Annotated in this window: 15 protein-coding genes; 1 reads left to right on the forward strand and 14 read right to left on the reverse strand. The window is 68.1% G+C overall.

Annotated features, from left to right (window positions below):
* Positions 1-10: 10 nt before the first annotated feature.
* The 13 genes from EV645_RS39895 to EV645_RS39955 form a co-directional block, all read right to left on the reverse strand.
* Positions 11-1,198 (reverse strand): CaiB/BaiF CoA transferase family protein, encoded by a 1,188-nt coding sequence (locus EV645_RS39895; protein ID WP_130450145.1) that lies wholly within the window; start codon positions 1,196-1,198, stop codon positions 11-13.
* Positions 1,195-3,183, reverse strand: coding sequence for an SUMF1/EgtB/PvdO family nonheme iron enzyme (locus EV645_RS39900; protein WP_130450147.1), 1,989 nt, complete (start codon positions 3,181-3,183; stop codon positions 1,195-1,197). The genes EV645_RS39895 and EV645_RS39900 overlap by 4 nt, the downstream gene beginning before the upstream one ends.
* Positions 3,180-4,091 (reverse strand): ribokinase, encoded by a 912-nt coding sequence (locus EV645_RS39905; protein ID WP_130450149.1) that lies wholly within the window; start codon positions 4,089-4,091, stop codon positions 3,180-3,182. The genes EV645_RS39900 and EV645_RS39905 overlap by 4 nt, the downstream gene beginning before the upstream one ends.
* Positions 4,081-5,379 (reverse strand): ADP-ribosylglycohydrolase family protein, encoded by a 1,299-nt coding sequence (locus tag EV645_RS39910; protein WP_130450151.1) that lies wholly within the window; start codon positions 5,377-5,379, stop codon positions 4,081-4,083. The genes EV645_RS39905 and EV645_RS39910 overlap by 11 nt, the downstream gene beginning before the upstream one ends.
* Positions 5,376-6,515 (reverse strand): ADP-ribosylglycohydrolase family protein, encoded by a 1,140-nt coding sequence (locus EV645_RS39915; protein ID WP_242000947.1) that lies wholly within the window; start codon positions 6,513-6,515, stop codon positions 5,376-5,378. The genes EV645_RS39910 and EV645_RS39915 overlap by 4 nt, the downstream gene beginning before the upstream one ends.
* Entirely contained in the window at positions 6,512-7,792 is a 1,281-nt protein-coding gene (locus EV645_RS39920; RefSeq protein WP_130450155.1) for an ABC transporter substrate-binding protein, read from the reverse strand. Before EV645_RS39920 ends, EV645_RS39915 begins: the two co-directional genes overlap by 4 nt.
* Positions 7,793-7,812: 20 nt before the next feature.
* Positions 7,813-8,646, reverse strand: coding sequence for a carbohydrate ABC transporter permease (locus EV645_RS39925; RefSeq protein ID WP_130450157.1), 834 nt, complete (start codon positions 8,644-8,646; stop codon positions 7,813-7,815).
* Positions 8,643-9,560, reverse strand: coding sequence for a carbohydrate ABC transporter permease (locus EV645_RS39930; RefSeq protein WP_130450159.1), 918 nt, complete (start codon positions 9,558-9,560; stop codon positions 8,643-8,645). Before EV645_RS39930 ends, EV645_RS39925 begins: the two co-directional genes overlap by 4 nt.
* Positions 9,561-9,795: 235 nt before the next feature.
* Positions 9,796-10,785 carry a LacI family DNA-binding transcriptional regulator gene (locus EV645_RS39935; RefSeq protein WP_130450161.1) on the reverse strand — a complete coding sequence of 330 codons (990 nt, stop codon included), beginning with the start codon at positions 10,783-10,785 and terminating at the stop codon, positions 9,796-9,798.
* A gap of 102 nt (positions 10,786-10,887) precedes the next feature.
* Positions 10,888-11,838 carry a potassium channel family protein gene (locus tag EV645_RS39940; RefSeq protein WP_130450296.1) on the reverse strand — a complete coding sequence of 317 codons (951 nt, stop codon included), beginning with the start codon at positions 11,836-11,838 and terminating at the stop codon, positions 10,888-10,890.
* On the reverse strand, positions 11,810-12,919 hold the full coding sequence (locus EV645_RS39945) for a GNAT family N-acetyltransferase (RefSeq protein ID WP_130450163.1): 1,110 nt from the start codon (positions 12,917-12,919) through the stop codon (positions 11,810-11,812). Before EV645_RS39945 ends, EV645_RS39940 begins: the two co-directional genes overlap by 29 nt.
* A gap of 82 nt (positions 12,920-13,001) precedes the next feature.
* Positions 13,002-13,397: a hypothetical protein gene (locus EV645_RS39950; protein ID WP_242000948.1), complete on the reverse strand. Its 396-nt coding sequence runs from the start codon at positions 13,395-13,397 to the stop codon at positions 13,002-13,004.
* A gap of 26 nt (positions 13,398-13,423) precedes the next feature.
* Entirely contained in the window at positions 13,424-13,651 is a 228-nt protein-coding gene (locus EV645_RS39955; protein ID WP_130450165.1) for a hypothetical protein, read from the reverse strand.
* Positions 13,652-13,800: 149 nt separating this feature from the next.
* Here EV645_RS39955 and EV645_RS39960 point away from each other — a divergent pair, with 149 nt between their 5' ends.
* Positions 13,801-14,415, forward strand: coding sequence for a hypothetical protein (locus EV645_RS39960; protein WP_242000957.1), 615 nt, complete (start codon positions 13,801-13,803; stop codon positions 14,413-14,415).
* Positions 14,416-14,590: 175 nt separating this feature from the next.
* Here the strand turns inward: EV645_RS39960 and EV645_RS39965 are convergent, their stop codons facing one another.
* Positions 14,591-17,920: a S8 family serine peptidase gene (locus EV645_RS39965; protein ID WP_130450169.1), complete on the reverse strand. Its 3,330-nt coding sequence runs from the start codon at positions 17,918-17,920 to the stop codon at positions 14,591-14,593.
* Between the last annotated feature and the right edge of the window lie 51 nt (positions 17,921-17,971).

Genomic DNA, 17,971 nt, shown 5'->3' on the forward strand with positions numbered 1-17,971 from the left:
AGCACACCGACTACACGACGCCGGCAGCCCGCAGCGCGGCGAGCTGGTCGGGGGTGACGCCGATGTCCGCGAGCACCTCGTCGGTGTTCGCGCCGTGCGGCCCGCCGGCCCAGCGAATCGACCCCGGCGACTCGGACAACCGGAACAGCACGTTCTGCATCTGCACCGGACCGCCGAGCTCGTCGTCGTCGACGCTGACGATCGTCCCGAGCGCGGCGTACTGCGGATCGCTCATGATCCCGCGGATGTCGTGTACCGGGCCGACCGCGGCCTCGGCCTTCTCGAACTCGGCCATCACCTCGTCCAGGCCCCTCGACGCGATCCACGAGCCGACTGCGTCGTCCAACTCGTCGGCATGCTCGGCCCGCTCCCGCCCGGTCGCGAACCACGGCTGCGCGACCAGATCCGCGCGCCCGACCAGCGTCACCACCCGCTCGGCGATGCTCTGCGAGCTTGTCGACACGGCAACCCATCGACCGTCCGCAGTCTTGTACACGTTCCGCGGCGCGTTGTTCGACGACCGGTTCCCGAGCCGCGGCTGCACGTACCCGGTCTGCTGGTACGCCGTGATGCCGCCGCCGAGCATCATCAGGATCGGCTCGATGATCGCCATGTCGATCACCTGCCCCGCCCCGGACCGATCCCGCTCGCGCAGCGCGACCAGAACGGCGTACGCCGTGGCGAGCGCGGTGATTCCGTCCGCGAGGCCGAACGGCGGCAGCGTCGGCGGACCGTCCGGCTCACCGGTGACCGCCGCGAACCCACTCATTGCCTCGGCCAACGATCCGAAGCCGGGCCGGCGCGACCACGGACCGACCTGCCCGAACGCCGTCACCCGCGCGATCACCAGCCGCGGATTGGCTTCCAACACCACCTCGGGCCCGAGACCCCATCGCTCCAGCGTCCCCGGCCGAAAGTTCTCGACCAGCACGTCATGAGACTTCACCAACGACAGGAACACGTCCCGCCCGCGGGACAGGTCGAGCGTCGCGAGCCGCTTGTTCCGCCCGAGGGTCTTGAACCACAGCCCGACGCCGTCCTTCGAAGCACCGTGCGTCCGCGCGGCATCCGGCCGGGACGGATGCTCGATCTTCGTCACGTCGGCGCCGAAGTCACCGAGGAAGGTCGCCGCCAGCGGTCCCGCGAACAGCGTCGCTGCCTCGAGCACCCTCACCCCGTCAAGAGGAGCAGTCCTCATCCCGCACACCTGAAGCCGATGGTCTCCGAGCGGTCGAGACCACCGCCGGTCAGCACCAGCTTGAAGCTGACCTCGGGCGACTGCGGCCCGCCGTCGGCGTACCAATCGGAGCCCTTGGCAACATAATGCGAACCGCCCTTGAGAATGCAGAACCGGCTGCGGCCGTCGCGGTGCTCGCTCTCGGTCAGGTTCCACACCAGTGGCTCGCGGCGTTCGAACCCGTCGACAGCCGCGGCAACCTGCCACTCGTCCTCGGTCGGCAGCCGGGCACCCCGCCACGCGGCGTACGCGCGCGCGTCCGGCAGGTCGACGTACGTCACCGGGTGGTCCTCGGTCCCGGGAACCGGAGCGCCCTCGACCCAGTGCTTCAGGAACCGGTTGGCGACCACGGGCCGGTAACCGGTCTCGTTCAGGAACTCGGAGTACTCCGCATTCGTCACCTCGGCGATCGCGACCGAGACACCGGCCAGCGAGACCTCGCGCTTGACCGTCTGCATGTCGTGCAGGCGAGGCGGCAGCGGCTTCCACTCCTCGACGTACGGCGCTGTGTCGTACAGCCCGGTCTCGCGCCGCCGGTGCCGCACGATCAACGTCCGCTCTCCGGCCGGCACGGCGACCGTCGCACCGATCGATGCGTCGCCGGAGAGCGTCGGCACCGCCACCAGCTCGGCCGGCCGCATCGGGAACGCGGACTCGCTGTTGTGCGCCCGCGGCATCGTGCCCAGCCGGCGGGCAGTCGCCCGGCACGACGCGCCCGCAGTCGCGCCGACCCGGATGATGCCGGCCACACCGCGACCCGGCACGACCAGGTGGACGCCGTCGTCGTCCGAGGTGATCGGGACGCCCGACGTCACGTCGTACCAGTCGCCGACCTGGTCCTCGGACCGCAGCACGATGCCGTCGAAGTCCTCCTCATGGCGGTTGATGAGCGTCCAGAAGGTGATGTCGGCCAGATCGAACCGGGATCCGTAGACGCCGTGGTCGCGGGCCTTCTCCGGGATCTCCGGCGTCAGCTGGATCCAGTCGCCGTTGATCAGCACCGGCGCGAACGCGCGCTGCGCGGCGACCATCCTGCGCAGGGTCGCGCGGTCGCGGGCGTTCCAGCCGACCCAGGCCGAGAACACCGACTCCCAGACCAGCATGCCGACGCCGTTCACCCACGCGGACTGCAGCTCGTCGCTGTGGTCGCGGTTCCACCGGCGGGTGTGATGCATCATGTGCCGGCGCTCGAACAGGTGCGCACGCAGCACACCCGGCGTGTCCGTGTCCGCGAACCACTGCGCCCAGGACAACGCGTGGTCCGAAATCCTTGCCATCGGCAACCGCGATTCGCCCTCGAGGGCTATCGCCGGGTTCGCCTGCCGGAGCGCGCGGGTGAAGGCCGGGTCGCCTTCCTTCAACGTGTCCAGGAAGACGCCGTCGACAGCGAAGTCCGTCACCAGACCGGCGAACTCGTCGGCGTCGGGCCGCGGAGACCGCCGCGTGCCGACGTCCCACGGGTTGTAGTCGAAGAACACCTTCAGGCCGAGCCGGTGCAGGTCGTCGATCAGCGCCCGCAGCCCCGGCACGTCCCGGTAGAAGTCGAACTGGTTCCGGTCGTCGATCCCGATCACCGGGTACGCGTGCCAGAGCACGATCGCGTCGTGCCCGCCGAACTCGTCGAGCCCGTGCTGCACGAACTTCTCCGGCGTGAACTTCCCGGTCTCCACGTCGTACAGCAGGTCGTCCCAGAGCCAGACCAGCACCACCGAGTACGCCGTCTGGGTCCACTCGCGACCCGGCTCGTCGTAGTGCGAGCCGTCGTACCGAGTCCGCTCGATAGCGCCGAACCGCCACTCGGCCAGCTTGGCGCGCCAGCGCGGCAGATCGGACGGGTCCTCCGGGGCGCCGAGGATCTTGGCGTCGTCCAGGAAGGACAGATCGTTCCCGAGCCCCAGGTCGACCCTCGCGGGCAGATCGATGGGCCGCGGTTCGAGCGGATTCACAGGTACACCTCCGCATAACGCGCGTCGATTGCATCCCCGTGAGGCACCGAGGAGATCGCCCCTGCGGCTTGAACACTCAATGAAGCAGCAACGTTAGCGCGTCGGACCGCGTTCGTCAGGTCGCTTCCCGTGATCGAGTCGTTAGCTGACGCCGCAGCTAACTCAGAGGCCAACGCTGCGGCCAGCACCCCACAGAACGTATCGCCCGCAGCTGTCGTGTCCACCACCTCAACAGGTACCCCGGGAACCGCGATTTCATCCTCGTCCCGGGTCAGAATGACCGCACCTTCTCCACCCAGCGTCACGATCGCGGCCGGCACCTTCTTCAGCAGCGCGGACCGGTCCGGACCACCGATCGCCTCGGCCTCGGTCTCGTTCACCACCAGCAGGTCGACCTCCGCGAGCAACTCGTCGGAGAGGTCCGCGGCCGGGGCGGCGTTGAGGATGAAGTACGTCGATGCCGCGGCCGCCGCCTGCACCGTCGGAAACGGGATCTCCAATTGGGAAAGCACGATTTTCGCTTGTCCGATTGCGGCCAACGCGTCGGCCGACAAGGTCAGCTCGCCGTTCGCGCCCGGAGCGACGACGATCGAGTTCTCGCCGCTCTCCTCGACCGTGATGATCGCCGTACCGGTCGGGGCATCGCTGGTCGTCGCCAGCGAGAGGTCTACACCGGAGCCGCCGAGCGCGTCGCGCAGCAGCGCACCGCCGTCGTCCGCACCGAGCGCGACGACCATTGCAGTCTGCGCACCGGCCCGCGCCGAGGCGACCGCCTGATTGGCCCCTTTACCGCCCGGTCCGCGGCTCATGACGCCGGCCAGAACGGTTTCTCCCGGACGCGGGATCCGCTGCACCGGCAACACGAGATCCACGTTCGCGCTGCCTACTACTACAACCTCAGGCCGCACCCCGGGCCACCTCCACAGTCCTAGCCGCCAGTTCGTCGATCGCGATCTGGTTCATTCCCGGGAGGCTTGTGGTCACCCGGTTGTCCAGTGGTGTGGACCACTCTGCCGGAACCCCACGCGTCGCGCCAAACACAGCACCCACCGTGGCGCCGGCCGAGTCGGTGTCCCAGCCGCCCATCACCGCACGACCGATCGCGGTGGTGAAGTCCGGAGCGGTCAGCGCGTACGCGGTGAGTGCGGTGTTGTTCACCGCGTGCACCCAATGCAGGTCGCCGTACTCCGCATGCAGCGCGTCCAGCGCGTCGTCGAGCTCCGCATCCGCGAGCGTCAGTCCGAAGCGGACGGCACGGGCGATCGCACCTTGCCCGTCGACCGCCTCGAGGCCGGCGACAGCGGCCTTGACCGGATCGTCGAGAACCAGGGCGGCCGCCGACATCGCGGCTACCCAGAGTGCACCGTCGACCCCGGCGCCGGTGTGGCTCAGTCGGGCGTCGACGAGGGCCAGCCGAGCGGCCGCAGTACGGTCGCCGGGGTTCGCCCAGCCGTAGGCGTCGGTGCGGATCTGCGCGCCGATCCACTCCCGGAACGGGTTCCCGACGACGGCCGCGCGGGCCGGGTCGACCCCTTCCAGAAGGTTGCGGTAGGCAACACGTTCGGCGGTGAACACGCGACCGGCCGGCAGGTCGTTCAGCCAGCTCAGCGCGACGTCCTCCGTGGTCAGCCCGCGCCCGAACCGCTCCATCATCAGCAGCGCGAGGATCGCGAAGTTGATGTCGTCGTCCTCGGGCATCCCGTCGATGACCTCACGCAGGCTGTTCACCTTCGACCGCCGGTTCCATGGCCAGCGCCGCAGCACGTCCTCCGGCACGCCTACGGCGGTGATGTACTGCGCCAACGGCCACTGGCCCGAGCTGGCGAGGATCTCCCGGATGCCCTCGCGCGGGATCTTCTCCACCGGCTTGCCGAGGAGGTTGCCCGCGCATCGGCCGAGCCACGCGTTCACCGTCCGCGTCTCGAGGTCCACCGGCTCGCCGAGCGACGGCAGCTCAGGGATCTCCTGCTCGCGCCAGACCGCAGTACGTGCGTCCAGTACGTCGAGCAGCTCCCGGGCCAGCGCGCGCAGTGCCGGTGGCGCGGGCTCGGCGGAGGCGCCCGAGACGGGGGCGTCCGTCGTACCGCCTGCTGCCAGCCAGCGGGCCTGGACGTCGGTGACGTCGACACCCTCGGACCGCGCCTGGACCAGCTGGTGCGGGAGCAGGTCCTCCGGCTGCACCCAGGTCATTCTCATCGCGTCAAAGTCTCCAGTACTTCGTTGCGGCGCGCCCATCGACGCGCGTCGGCGGCCTGCAGGTCGAGGGCCACCGAGGCCATCACCCGCCCCGGCTCGATCAGGTCGGTCTTGCTCGCTTCCGCGATATCGGCGGCCCAGTCCGCGGGTACGCCGTCGCGCCCGCTCAACGCCCCGGTGATCGCACCGGCCATCGACGCGATCGAGTCCGCGTCGCGGCCGTAGTTCGTGCCGCCGAGGACGGCCCGGCGGACATCTCCCTCGGAGACCAGCACGAAACCGAGGGCGACCGGAAGCTCTTCGATCGCCTTCGTACGGCTCGGACGGCGGGCGTCCATCGACAGCTCACGGTAGTTGGGGCCGACCGTGTCGTAGGGCTCGATCGCCTTGCGCAGCAGGGGAATCGCCTGCTCCCAGTCGGTCACGCCGTCGGCCGCCTCGGCCACCGCCTCGACGGCCCTCCGAGTGCCGTCCTTGGCCAGGCCGAGCGCGGTCTCGACCGCGGACGCGGGGGTCGCGCCCGGGATCATCGCGGCGGCGACGGCGGCCGCGAACACGCCGGCCGCCTCCCGCCCGTAGCTCGACTGGTGCGCGCCGGCGACGTCGAGCGCTTCGGCGTACGCGCCCTCGGGATCGCCGGCGTTGGCGACGCCGACCGGTGCCATGTACATCGCCGCACCGCAGTTGACGATGTTGCCGACGCCGGCCTCGCGCGGATCGACATGCCCGTAGTGCAGCCGGGCGACCAGCCATTTCTCGGCCAGGAACACGCGCTGCAGCAGCAACGCGTCCGCCTCGAGCTCGGGGACCCAGCGGGTCCCGTTGAGCATCTTCGGCACCAGCGACTCCGCGATCGCGTACGCGTCGAGGTGGGCGCGGCGTTCGTCGTACACCTCGACCAGCGCGTGCGTCATCAAGGTGTCGTCGGTGATGTGCCCGTCGCCCTTGTGGTACGGCGCGATCGGACGCGCCGTCCGCCAGTCGTCGTACCACGGGCCGACGATGCCGGTCACCCAGCCGCCGTGCCGTTCCCGGATCGCCTCCGGGGTCCAGCCCTCGACGGCTCCGCCGATCGCGTCACCGACCGCGGAACCGACGAGGGCACCTACCGACTTCTCTTCCAGCAAGGACGTCACTGGTTGACCTGACCCCATCCATCGCTCAGTTTCTTGCCCAGGGCAGCCAGATCGGTCTTGTTCGCCAGGTACTCCTGCAGCGCCGGCGTGGCGATCTGGTCCTTCCACTTCGGGTAGTTCTCGACGCTCTGGAACGGCGCCTTGGTCAGTTCGGTGCCGCTGGCAAGCGTCTGCTGCCAGCCGTCCTTACCGCCGGTCGTCTTGAGGATCGCGTCCCGGGCCGCCTGCGTGGTCGGGATCAGCCAGTCACCCTCACCGACCGCGGCCAGGTTCTCGGCCTTCATGAAGTAGTCGATGAACTTCGCCGACTGCTCGATGTGCTTGCCCTCGGCCGGCACCGACAGGGTCTGCGGGTTCGCGGCCTGCTTGGTGCTGGTGCCCTTCAGCGGCGGCAGCACCTCCCACTGGAAGGTCTTCGGCGCCTCCTCGAGGATCTGCTGCGCGACATAGTTGCCGGCCACAATCATCCCGTACTTGCCGGCGTAGAAGCCGGGCAGGACGTCGGACGCGCTCTGGGTCAGCGAGGTCGGGTCGATCGACTTGTCCGTGTAGGCCATGTCGTGGATGCGCTTCGGCACCTCGAGCTCGGCGTCGCCGATCGTTGCCTTGGCGTCCTTACCGGTTCCGTCGAAGAACTTGCCGTCGAAATTCATGCCGAGGTTCAGCACGGTCGCGGTCGGGCTCTTCAGGCCCCAGCCGAGTCCGTACTTGCCGCCCGCGGTCAGCTTCTTCGCGTCGGCGGCCAGGTCGTCCCAGCTCAGCGAGTCACCGGTCGCGGTGATCCCGGCCTGCTTGAGCATCGCGGAGTTCGCGAGGACGACGTACGACTGCATCAGGGTCGGTGCGCCGTAGATCTTGCCGTCGTTCGAGACCGTGTCCCAGACGCCCTGCGAGACCGAGTCCTTGGTGCCCTGGCTCAGGTACGGCGAGAGGTCCGCGAGGTAGCCCTGGTTGATGAAGCCGGTGATGTCGGCGGACTCGTCGTGGATGATGTCCGGCGCGGTCCCGCCCTGGAACTGGGTGACCAGCTGGTCGTGCACGGAGTCCCAGCTGCCCTGGACGTACTCGACCTGGATGTTCGGGTTGGCGGCGTTCCAGTCCGTGACGATCTTCTTGGTCGCCGCCACGGTCGTCTTCTGGAAGGCGAGGCTCTGGAACTTGAGCGTCACCTTCTCGGTCGACGAGCCCGAACTGTTGTCGTCGTTGCTGTTGCCCCCACAGGCGGCGAGCGACACCAGGGCGCCCACCGCCGCCAGAGCGGTCAGTGCTTTCTTCATTGCATCTCCTCAGGGGATTTCTAACCCTTGACTGCGCCGCTCAGCAGGCCGGAAGTCAACCGGCGCTGCAGGAAGGCGAAAAACACCAGGCTTGGGACAGTTGCGAGTACGGACGCGGCCGCGAGCGGGCCGAACTGCACCTGGCCCTCGGCACCGACGAAGCGGGCGAGCACCAGCGGAAGTGTTTTGAGTTGCGGATCCTGCAACAGGACCAGCGCGAAGAAGAACTCGTTCCACGCCGAGATGAAGGTGAACATCGCGGTTGCGATCAGCCCCGGCCGGAGCAGCGGCATCACGATCGAGACGATCGTCCGCAGCCGGCTCGCGCCGTCGACCGACGCCGCCTCTTCCAGCTCGCGCGGCACGGCAGCGACGTACCCCTGCAGCATCCACAGCGCGAACGGCAGTGACCAGACCATGTACACGATCACCACGCCGGGGATCGTGTTCGTCAGGTGCAGTGGGCGCAGGATCATGAACAGCGGGATCACGATCAGGATCACGGGGAACACCTGGCTGACAAGGATCCAGCCGTTCGTCAGCGGGCGCAGCCGGCTGCGGAAGCGAGCCAGCGCGTACGACACCGGCAGCGCGACGATCAGCACCAGGATCGTGCTGTAGACCGAGATCTGCAGGCTGTTGCCGAGGCCGCGGACCAGGCCTTGTTCGTTGAGCGCGTCGGTGTAGTTGGAGAAGTCGACGTGCTTCGGCAGGATCGACGGGGTGACGCTCGCGAACTCCCGCGGCGACTTGAGCGAGCTGGAGATCAGCCAGAGCAGCGGGAAGCCGAGGAAGATCAGGTACGCCAGGACCGCGATGTACTGGAGCGCGCGGGTGGTGGGTCGGGTTCTCATGCTTCGCTCCTCAACCGGTTCCGCAGGTAGAAGAAGAGGAAGAGGATGATGATGACGACCATCACGTCACCCATCGCCGCGGCCATTCCGAAGTTGCCGTAGCGGAAGGCCTCGTTGTAGGCGAACAGCATCGGCAGCATCGTCTTGCCGCCCGGCCCGCCTGCGGTCAGGACGTAGACCAGGCCGAACGAGTTGAAGTTCCAGATCATGTCGAGGCTCGTGATCGCGACGATGACGGTCCTCAGCTGCGGGAGCGTGATGTTCCAGAACTGGCTCCACGCGCCGGCGCCGTCGACCGCGGCCGCTTCGTACAGGGTGCGGTCGATGCCTTGCAGGCCGGCGAGGAGGGTGACCGTGGTCATCGGCATGCCGACCCAGATACCGACCACGATCACGGCCGGCAGCGCCGTACTGAAGTTGCCGAGGAAGTTGATCGGGTGGTCGGTGAGGTGCAGGTTCTGCAGGATCTCGTTGACCGGGCCGTTGGTCGGGTGCAGCAGCAGGCGCCACATGATCGCGACGACGACCGGGGGCATCGCCCACGGGATCAGCGCCAGCGTGCGGGCGACGCCGCGGAACTTGATGTCGGTGTTGAGGAGCAGAGCGAGGCCGAGTGCGGCGACGAACTGGAGGATCGTGACCGACAGCGTCCAGATCACGCCGATCCGGAACGAGTCCCAGAACAGGTTGTTGTGCAACAGCTTGCTGAAGTTGTCGAAGCCGACGAAGTTCGTCTCGACGTGCAGGCCGGCGCGCGCGTCGGTGAAGCCGAGCGCGATACCGCGGATCAGCGGGTAGACGCTCAGGATCAGCACCGGCAGCAAGGCCGGCAGGAACAGGAGGATCGCTTCCCTGTTCTGCTTGGGCTTACCCGGCTTCTTAACCTGCGTCGGCGCAGTCAGGGTCGCGGTCATGGGGCCTCCCGGCCTGGACTGAGGAGCGCAGGGAGCCCGGCCCTGGGGCCTCCCGGTCTGGACTGAGGAGCGCAGGGAGCGAAGCGACCGGAGCGACGAGGGAAGACCGGGAGCAACAGCCCCAGGGCCCGCCGCGACGGAGTCGCGGCATCCAGCACAGCGACCGGAGCGACGAGGGAAGGCCGGGAGTCACAGCCCCATGACCCGCCGCGACGGAGTCGCGGCATCAATACCGTCACGGGGTGGACCTCCTGATACTCAACGACGGCTGTACGACGATGCGCCGCGGCGTCCGGTCGTTGTCCTCAATCCTTGCCAACAGCAACTCAGCCGCCCGCCGCCCCCGCTCGGCCGACCCCAGATTCACACTCGTCAACGTCGGAAAACACTGCTCAGCCAGTTCACTGTCATCCATCCCCACCACCGCGACATCCCCAGGCACCTCGAGCCCCACCGCAGCCAACTCATGCATAAGCCCGACGGCCAACAGGTCATTCGCGCAAACCACCGCATCGAACCCGCCCGCGGTCAGTAGGTCTGGAGCGGATGCGCGGCCGGCGGCGAAGGTGAAGTCTGATGCTTCAGCGAGAGCGATGGGTTGCAAGCTGTGGGCTTTGAGGGCTTCGGAGAAGCCTTTCGAGCGGGCGGCGCCGGGAACTGTGTCGGCGGGGCCGTTCAGGAAGGCGATTCGGTGGCGGCCTTGCGCGACCAGGTGGTCGATCGCCAGGAGCATGCCCTTGGGGGAATTGGCTCGGACGGTGTCTACGCCGGCTTTGGCGGGGACGTTACCGGCGACAACCACCGGCACCTCGCACTCGCGGATCGACTTGACCAGGTCTTCGTCGACGCGGATCGGGCTGATCAGCAGGCCGTCGGCGTACCCTCGCGCCATCCCCCGGACCAACGCGACCTCGTCGACCACGTCCGGACCGGTCGTCGTCACCACCAACCGGTAACCGGCGGCGGACACGACCTCCTCGACGGCTCGCATCATCGTCACGTAGACCGGGTTACCGACATCAGCGACCGCCAGCGTCAGCTGGAACGTCCGCCCGACCTTGAGCGACCGAGCTCGCGCATCCGGCACATACCCCAGCTCCTGCACCGCCCGCTGGACCCGCTCGACCATCTCCTCGGTGGCAGGCAACCCGTTCAGAACGCGCGACACCGACGCCACCGAGACCCCGGCCGCCCGGGCCACCCCAGCAATCGTCGGACGACTCACGCCGACCTCCTGTAATCGTTCTTGTAATCGTTTACAAGCCCGACATTAGGACGCCGCCGCCCGACGGTCAACCTCACGACCGCCGCTAGACCAACCTGTGACTTATTCCTCGGTCTCGTCTGCGCCGGGGCGTTCGGCCCAGGGGGTTTCCTTGGCGGGGCGGACGACGATCAGTTTGTCGCCGGCGGCCAGGACGGAGACGTTGGAGTCGTAGTAGCGGTGGACCTTGCCGTCGCGGACGACGGAGACGACGCGGTCGGGGACGGCGGAGGGGGGCTTGCCGACCTCGCGGCCCAGGACGGGGCGTTCGGCGACCTCGAGGCCCTCGCCGTACGTGAGGAGGTCTTCCATCACCTCGCCGAGGTTCGGGCTGACCGAGGTCAGGCCGAGCAGGCGGCCGACGGCCTCTGACGAGGTGACGACGGCGTCGGCGCCGCTCTGGCGGAGCAGCGGGACGTTGTCCTCCTCGCGGACCGCGACGACGATGTGCGCGTTCGGGTTCAGCTGCCGCACTGCCAGCGTGACGAGGACGGCCGAGTCGTCCCGGTCGGTCGTCACGATCACTTCGCGCGCGGTCATCACCTCGGCGCGACGCAGTACGGTCCGGTTGGTCGCGTCGCCGTGGAAGGCGGCCATCTGGTCGTTGCCCGCGTCACCGATCGCCTGCGCCCGCGGGTCGATCACCACGATGTTGTCGCGCTTGACCCCGTTGCTGATCAGGGTCTGCACGGCGGAGCGGCCCTTGGTGCCGTAGCCGACGACGATGGTGTGGTCCTTCATCCGTTTCCTCCAGCGCGTGTCGCGCATGATCCGGCGACCCTCGTTGGCCAGCACTTCCAGTGTCGTACCGACCAGAACCACCAGGAACGCGATCCGCAGCGGAGTCACGATGAAGGCGTTCACCAGCCGGGCAGTGGGCGTCACCGGTGTGATGTCGCCGTACCCGGTCGTGGTGAGCGTGACGGTTGCGTAGTAGATGCTGTCGATCAGCCCGACTTTGCCGTCGTAGCTGTCCCGGTAGCCGTCACGGTCGACCACCACGATCAGCACCATCACGGTCAGCAGCCCCAGCGCGATCAGGATTCGGCTGAAGAGCTGAAAGAGCGGCGAGCGAGTGCTCGCGGGCAGGTTGACCAGCAGACCGTGTGGGTTCCGACCAGTGGGAAGGGGTGGCACGCGTACGACGATATTGCACCGCGGGCCGATCCACCGCATGCGACAGGCTCCGGTCGGACAGAGCGACACTGACCATCAGACTGTCGCCGTCCCGGACCACCCGCGACCGCATCCGCAGCCGCTCGAGCGTCCGGAGCATCGCGTGGTTCTCCGGCTGCACCATGCAGACCACTCGATCCGCACCCAGCACACGCGCTTCCTCCACCACCTGCCGCAGCAGCCGAAGCCCGAGGCCCTGGCCCTGCCAGCCGTCCTCGACCAGTACGGCGACCTCCATCGTCGTGCTGCCCAGCTCCTCCCACGGGGCTGCCGTCGCCATCCCGATCACCGCGCCGTCCACGTCCGCGACCACCGACACGCCACCGGCCGGTGCGGACAGGTGCCGCGCAGTACGCGCAGTCAGCTTCGGCATCGGCACGTGGTATCGCCGGGTGCGGCTCTCGTACGAGCAGCGATCATGCATCGCGACCACAGCGTCGGCGTCCTCGACACTCGCCGTCCGCAGCACGGGTACGCCGCTACCGGGCCGAGGCCCCTCCACGGTGTCGAACCGGTCCGCGAGCCGTCCAGCGATCTCCACGAGTACGTCGGCCCGCGCCCACTCCGCCGGCGTGTACTCGTCGAAGCCCTGCAGGTTCCCAAGCTCCTCGTCGACCGATACCGGGTCGTCGAGCAACCGCAGTACGGCGCGCAGGTAGCGCGTCGGCGCATCACTCAGTACGTCGGCCTGGCACGGGCGGACCGTCGTACCGACGCAGCCGGCCTCGGCCACGAGTGCGGCCAGGTCGTCGGCGTTCCAGCCGACACCGGTGGAGACCACCAGTTCGTCGACGGCGCCGGTCTCGGCGGTGAAGACCTCGAGGCTGAGGATGTTGATGTCGTCCGCACCACACCGTGCAGCGAGTTCGGCCAGTGCACCGGGCCGGTCGGCGAGTTCGGTTCTGATCTTCCAGAGCATGCGGACGCCCTCCCTCGTGGAAACGTGCTTCCACTGTCCGCCGCGCCTGTTGCCCCGCCGGGTCCGGGATGTTACGCCCGCGTCAACCTTTGCGTCGCACCTTCGGCAGATGCGGTCTCGGCTTCCGCGCCGCGAGTACGACGGCAGGCTCGCGCTTGTCCAGGTCCGCGTGCCGCAGCAGCTCGGGGTACGTCGCCTGGGGCACCGGCGGGTACGTCGTGACGATCGCGTCGCCGGAAAACACGAAGAAGATCGCCTGACCGTCCTTGATCACCTTCAGCAAGGATCCGTCGCGGACGGTAAGGGCGTGCTCGACCGCCTTGCGGCGCGCGGACCGCTTGGCCCAGGCGGCCTGGACCGCCTGTTGCGCCGGCTCACGCCCGTGCCGCACCGCCTCGACGATCAACGGCCCGTAGCGCACGCCGTACTTGACGACGTTCTTGGCCAGCTTGCCACTCGGTTTCCCCGCACCCGCCATGGGTCGAGCGTACTGACCTCAGCCGGTCAGAGCGTATGCAGTTTGTCGAAAGGCGACATGACACGCAGCAGCCTGCCGCCGCCGAGGTCGACCACCACAGCGTGAGTGCCCTCGACCGCACTGATGCGGCCGATGCCCTCCCTGTCGTGGGATACCCGGTCACCGGCCTCGAACGTCTTGACCGGGGCGGTGGTCCGGGGGGTGAAAGGACTCGTGGACAGGTGACGACGCGTCGTCGCGCGAGAAGGCTCCATCAGATCTCCAGTATGCGCTCAACTTCGTCACATCGCCCACTCCGCGCCAGAACTTGACGATCGGCGGTGATGACTTCCAGATGTACGGACAAACGCTTTTCGGGATCACGGGTCGCGTCGGCATGCGGCGGTTCGCCCGGTCAGGCACCATGGACGCCGTGACCACCCCCAACCCGCGCCGTCCGATCCTGCCGGGCAACAAGTTGTTCGAGTCGCTGCCCGGTGCCGCGGATCCGGCGACCGTCACCGAGGCCGCGCACCGGACCGCCGAGCTGCTGGTCCGCGGCGTGCGCAAGTCCGAGGACGCCGAGGTGCACGCCCGGGTGGTCAAGCTCGCCGACGAGTACGGTCTCGACGAGCTGGCCGAGCTGTGGTCCGACTCCCCCGCCGACTCGTTGCCCGGTGCGCTCTGGCGGCTCTACGTACTGCGCTCGTGGGTGCACTCGAACGCCGAAGAGGTGTCCCGCGAGTTCGCCACCGGCCGCGAGTACGCCGAGGTGCACGCCGCCGTCGCGGGCGTCGCCGAACCGCCCGGACCGGCCGAGGTCCGCGACATGGTCGACGCCGTACTGCGAGGTGTCGCGACCGGCGATTTCGCCACCACGCTGGACCGCGCGGCCGCGTTCGCGCGGATCGTCGCGACCGGGCGGGCGCACCTCGCGGACGACGGCCACGACCGCGTGTTGTCCGCGTCGAAACTGGTCGAGACCGCAGATCAGCTGCAGACCGCGGCCCGCGCCGAACGCGCCGGACATTTGTGGTAGTTGCGTCCGGCGCGTTCGGATGTTATACGGTCTCGCGGCCCGAGATCCCAACAGGACAAGGGGTTTGGGCACCGGTTACACTGTTCGAGGTGTCGGGCCGGTGCAAGCCCCGGGTCCCAAAAATAGCCGCTACGAGCGGCCTCGCGCCGTGAGGCGCTTCCCGGTCCGGCACCCTTTAACTCACCACCGGATAGAAGTGGTCGAGCGTCTGCGTCACCGACTTCCCATGGGTGTCGGTCAGCTCGACCTTGAGCGTGACGAACGACGTCGCCTTCAGGTTGTTGACCAGCGCAATCGCCTTCGTGCCGAGGTTGACGGTCGGCACAGCCGTCCAGGTCGCGCCGTCGTCGTACGACGCAGTAACCCGGGCCGACGTGAAGCGGCCGGCGGTGTACCACTGGCCTGACTCCGCGGTGATCGTGACCGGGAACGCGGGCACCCGCGGCGCGCGGTCGTGCAGGTCGACAGGCAGGTCGTAGTCGGGGAACAGCAGCGGCAGCGGCTTACCCGCGTCCGCCGACGAACTGCGCCACTTCCACCGCGTCTCGACCGTCGACGGTGACTCCCACTTGTAGTCGCCGCGCTGCCAGCGGATCAGGTTGTACTTCAGCTCGAGATCGCTCGCTGCGGCCGGCACGTCCCACACACCTTGGCCGTAGTACCCGTACTCCCCCAGCGAGACGCCGTTCGCGAACAGCTCGGTTCCGCCGAGGTCGAGGAAGCCCTGTGACGAGAAGTGACCCGGTTGCGTGTCCGCCCAGCCGGCGAAGTTGCTCCAGATCGTGTTGCCGTCACGTGCGGCCGGGGCGTACTTCTCGCCGGTCGTCTGATCGGTCACCAGCCCCGGTCGCAACCCGGCCTTGTACCAGCTCTCGCTGTGCCGGCTTCCCGCCTTGTACGCCGTCGCTGTCGATGTCATGAGCGTCGCGAACGGCCACGCCATCGAGTCCGCGTGCCCGACCATCTGCGACACCTTGGTGTCCTTGTCGGCCGTGACGAGGTGCTGTACACGCGTCGGCGCCACGACCGATCCGCGATCACCGGTCGGGATCAGGTTGATGCTCCACGGTCGCCACACGTCGACGTACTCGGAGTACGTGTAGTCCTTGCCCGGTGTGTAGTACGTCGCGTCGATCGTTGCCAGGTCGCGGTCGCGGACCCGATGCGTCGGCTTGCCCTTCACCTGCTGCTCATGCGTGAACGCCAGGCTGTAGAGGTACGGCGACTTCGCACCGGCCGGCGATGCGTACTGCCAGCCCTCGACGACCTCGAACGTCCCGCGACGGGCCTTCGACGTCGTACCGAGGTAGATCGACTTCACCGTGGTGCCGTAGCTCCGGCTCGAGGACAGGATCCAGTTGTCGATCACCCGCCCGTAGGTCAGGCTGCCGGCCTTGCGCTGCGTCGGCCTGTCCGTTGTCACGTTCGCCTCAGCGGCGGTGCGGGCGTCGTACGTGATCGTGGTGTTCTTGGTGAGCGTGATCTCGGGATCACCGAGGAACGCGTACGAGTCGACGAACCCGTCGGTGCCGTCGTGCGCGATCGTTGCGGCCAGCGAGTAGGTGCCTGCTCGCAGGTGCAACGTCTGGTCCGCGCCGGCAAAGCCGACCCGCTGTGCGGCGATGCTGTCGAGGTCGAACACGTCCAGCGAGGAGATCGACGTGGCCGGCTTGCCGTCGCGGTCGATCAGCTTGAACGTGACATCGACGTACTGCGGTTCGAGGTAGAACCCGAGCGGGGTCACGACGGTCTGGCCGCTGTTGCTCTTGACAACCACGCGCGTGCTGATCGCGCCGTACAGCCCGTAGTCGATCGCCTTGGACGGATCGATGGTGACGGGCAGATCGGCGGTTCCACCGGCCGGGACGGTCAGTGACTTGCCGAAGCTGATCAGGGACGACGGCAACGGTTTCCCGTTGTTGCCGCGGGCATCAGCCGTGACGGTCAACGTGACGGGATCGGTTCCGTCGTTGCGGTAGGTGAGCTGCTTGGTGACCTTCTGGCCAGAGGTGTGCGGCCAGGCGAACGTGCCGAGATCGGTCGTGGCCGGACCAGTGACCTGTTGCGTCACTGCCTGTGCGACGTTCAGCTCACCGGCGCCTTGCTCGTAGATGCCGACCTTGCTCTCCGCGCGCACCGAGTTCTGCAGGACCGCCTTCAGTTGCCGGCCGGTCCAGCTCGGGTGCTCCTGCTTCAGGATCGCCGCCGCACCCGCAACATGCGGCGTGGCCATCGACGTACCGCTCATGTCGACGTACGCCGAGTCGCCGCGCCCGCCTGCCCGTGCGGCCGTGATATCCACGCCGGGCGCTGCGATATCGGGCTTGACGGCATGGTTCGCGAGGACCGGGCCGCGGCTGGAGAAGTCCGCGGTGGTCTGCGTCAGGTCGGTGGCTGCCACGGTCATTGCAGAAGCGGCGCAGCCCGGGCTGGTGATCGCCTCGGCCGGTCCGCCAAGGTTGCCTGCAGCAACGACGAAGAGTACGCCGGACTCGGCGCTGATCCGGTCGACGGCGGCCGCCATCGGGTCGGTGCAGTCGACCGGCTCCGACGTACCGATGCTCATGCTGATCACGTCGGCGCCTTCGGCGACGGCCCATTCCATCCCGGCGATGATCCAGGAGAGGTCACCGCTGCCGGAGTCGTTCAGGACCTTGCCGGACAGCAGTTGTGCGCCCGGGGCGACGCCCTTGTTGCGGCCGTTGGAGGCGACACCGCGACCGGCGACTGTGGAAGAGGTGTGGGTGCCGTGACCGTCGTGGTCGGCCACATCCGGGCTGTCGGTGAAGTTCTTCTGTTCTTTGACCGCACCGACCAGGTCCGGGTGTTCTGCGTCGACACCTGAATCCAGTACGGCGACAGTCGTACCGGTACCGTCGTACCCGGCGGCCCAGGCCTGCGGGGCTCCGACGTACGGAACGCTCTGATCGAGGGTCTTGTGCACCTTGAGGTCGAGCCAGAGCTTCTGGACGTCCCGACCGGTCGACAGAGCCTTCCACGTGTCGTGAGCACGCGTCTTGTCGGTCCTGAACGCCGCAGCGCTGACAGACGACAGCGTCCGGGTGCGGGTGGAGCCGGTGGGCACAGCCTGCTGCGCGGCGCGGGCGGTCGGCTTGTACGTCGCTATGACGGGGATCTGGTCAGTGGACGAGTCGTCGTACCCCTGCCGGATCAGACCGCTCACGTTGAACAGCGCCTGGTCCACCTTGCCGCTGTTGACGAGACGAGCAGCGCTGTCGGGTACGACGTACAGGTCCTTGCCGACGGTCCGCGTCTCGTAGCCGGAGTCGGCTGCGTTCGAAGGAAAGAAGCGCACGTTGCTGCGGCCGGAGCCGGCCGGTGACACCTGCACTTTGTCGCCGGTGATCAGCGTGACGGACTTGGTGCCGTCGACCTGCACCGGCAGGGAGGGCTTGGGCGGCGCTGCGGTTGCTGGAGTGGCCGCGGGAGTGACTGTGAGGGCGAGAAGGGCGGAGAGAGCCACGCCTAGGAAGGCTTTGCGCATGGGGACGAGTTCATCGTAAAACCGCCAGCGAAGGATGGGCAGGTGATGGCA

The sequence above is a fragment of the Kribbella rubisoli genome, assembly GCF_004217145.1.
GTDB classification, from domain to species: domain Bacteria; phylum Actinomycetota; class Actinomycetes; order Propionibacteriales; family Kribbellaceae; genus Kribbella; species Kribbella rubisoli.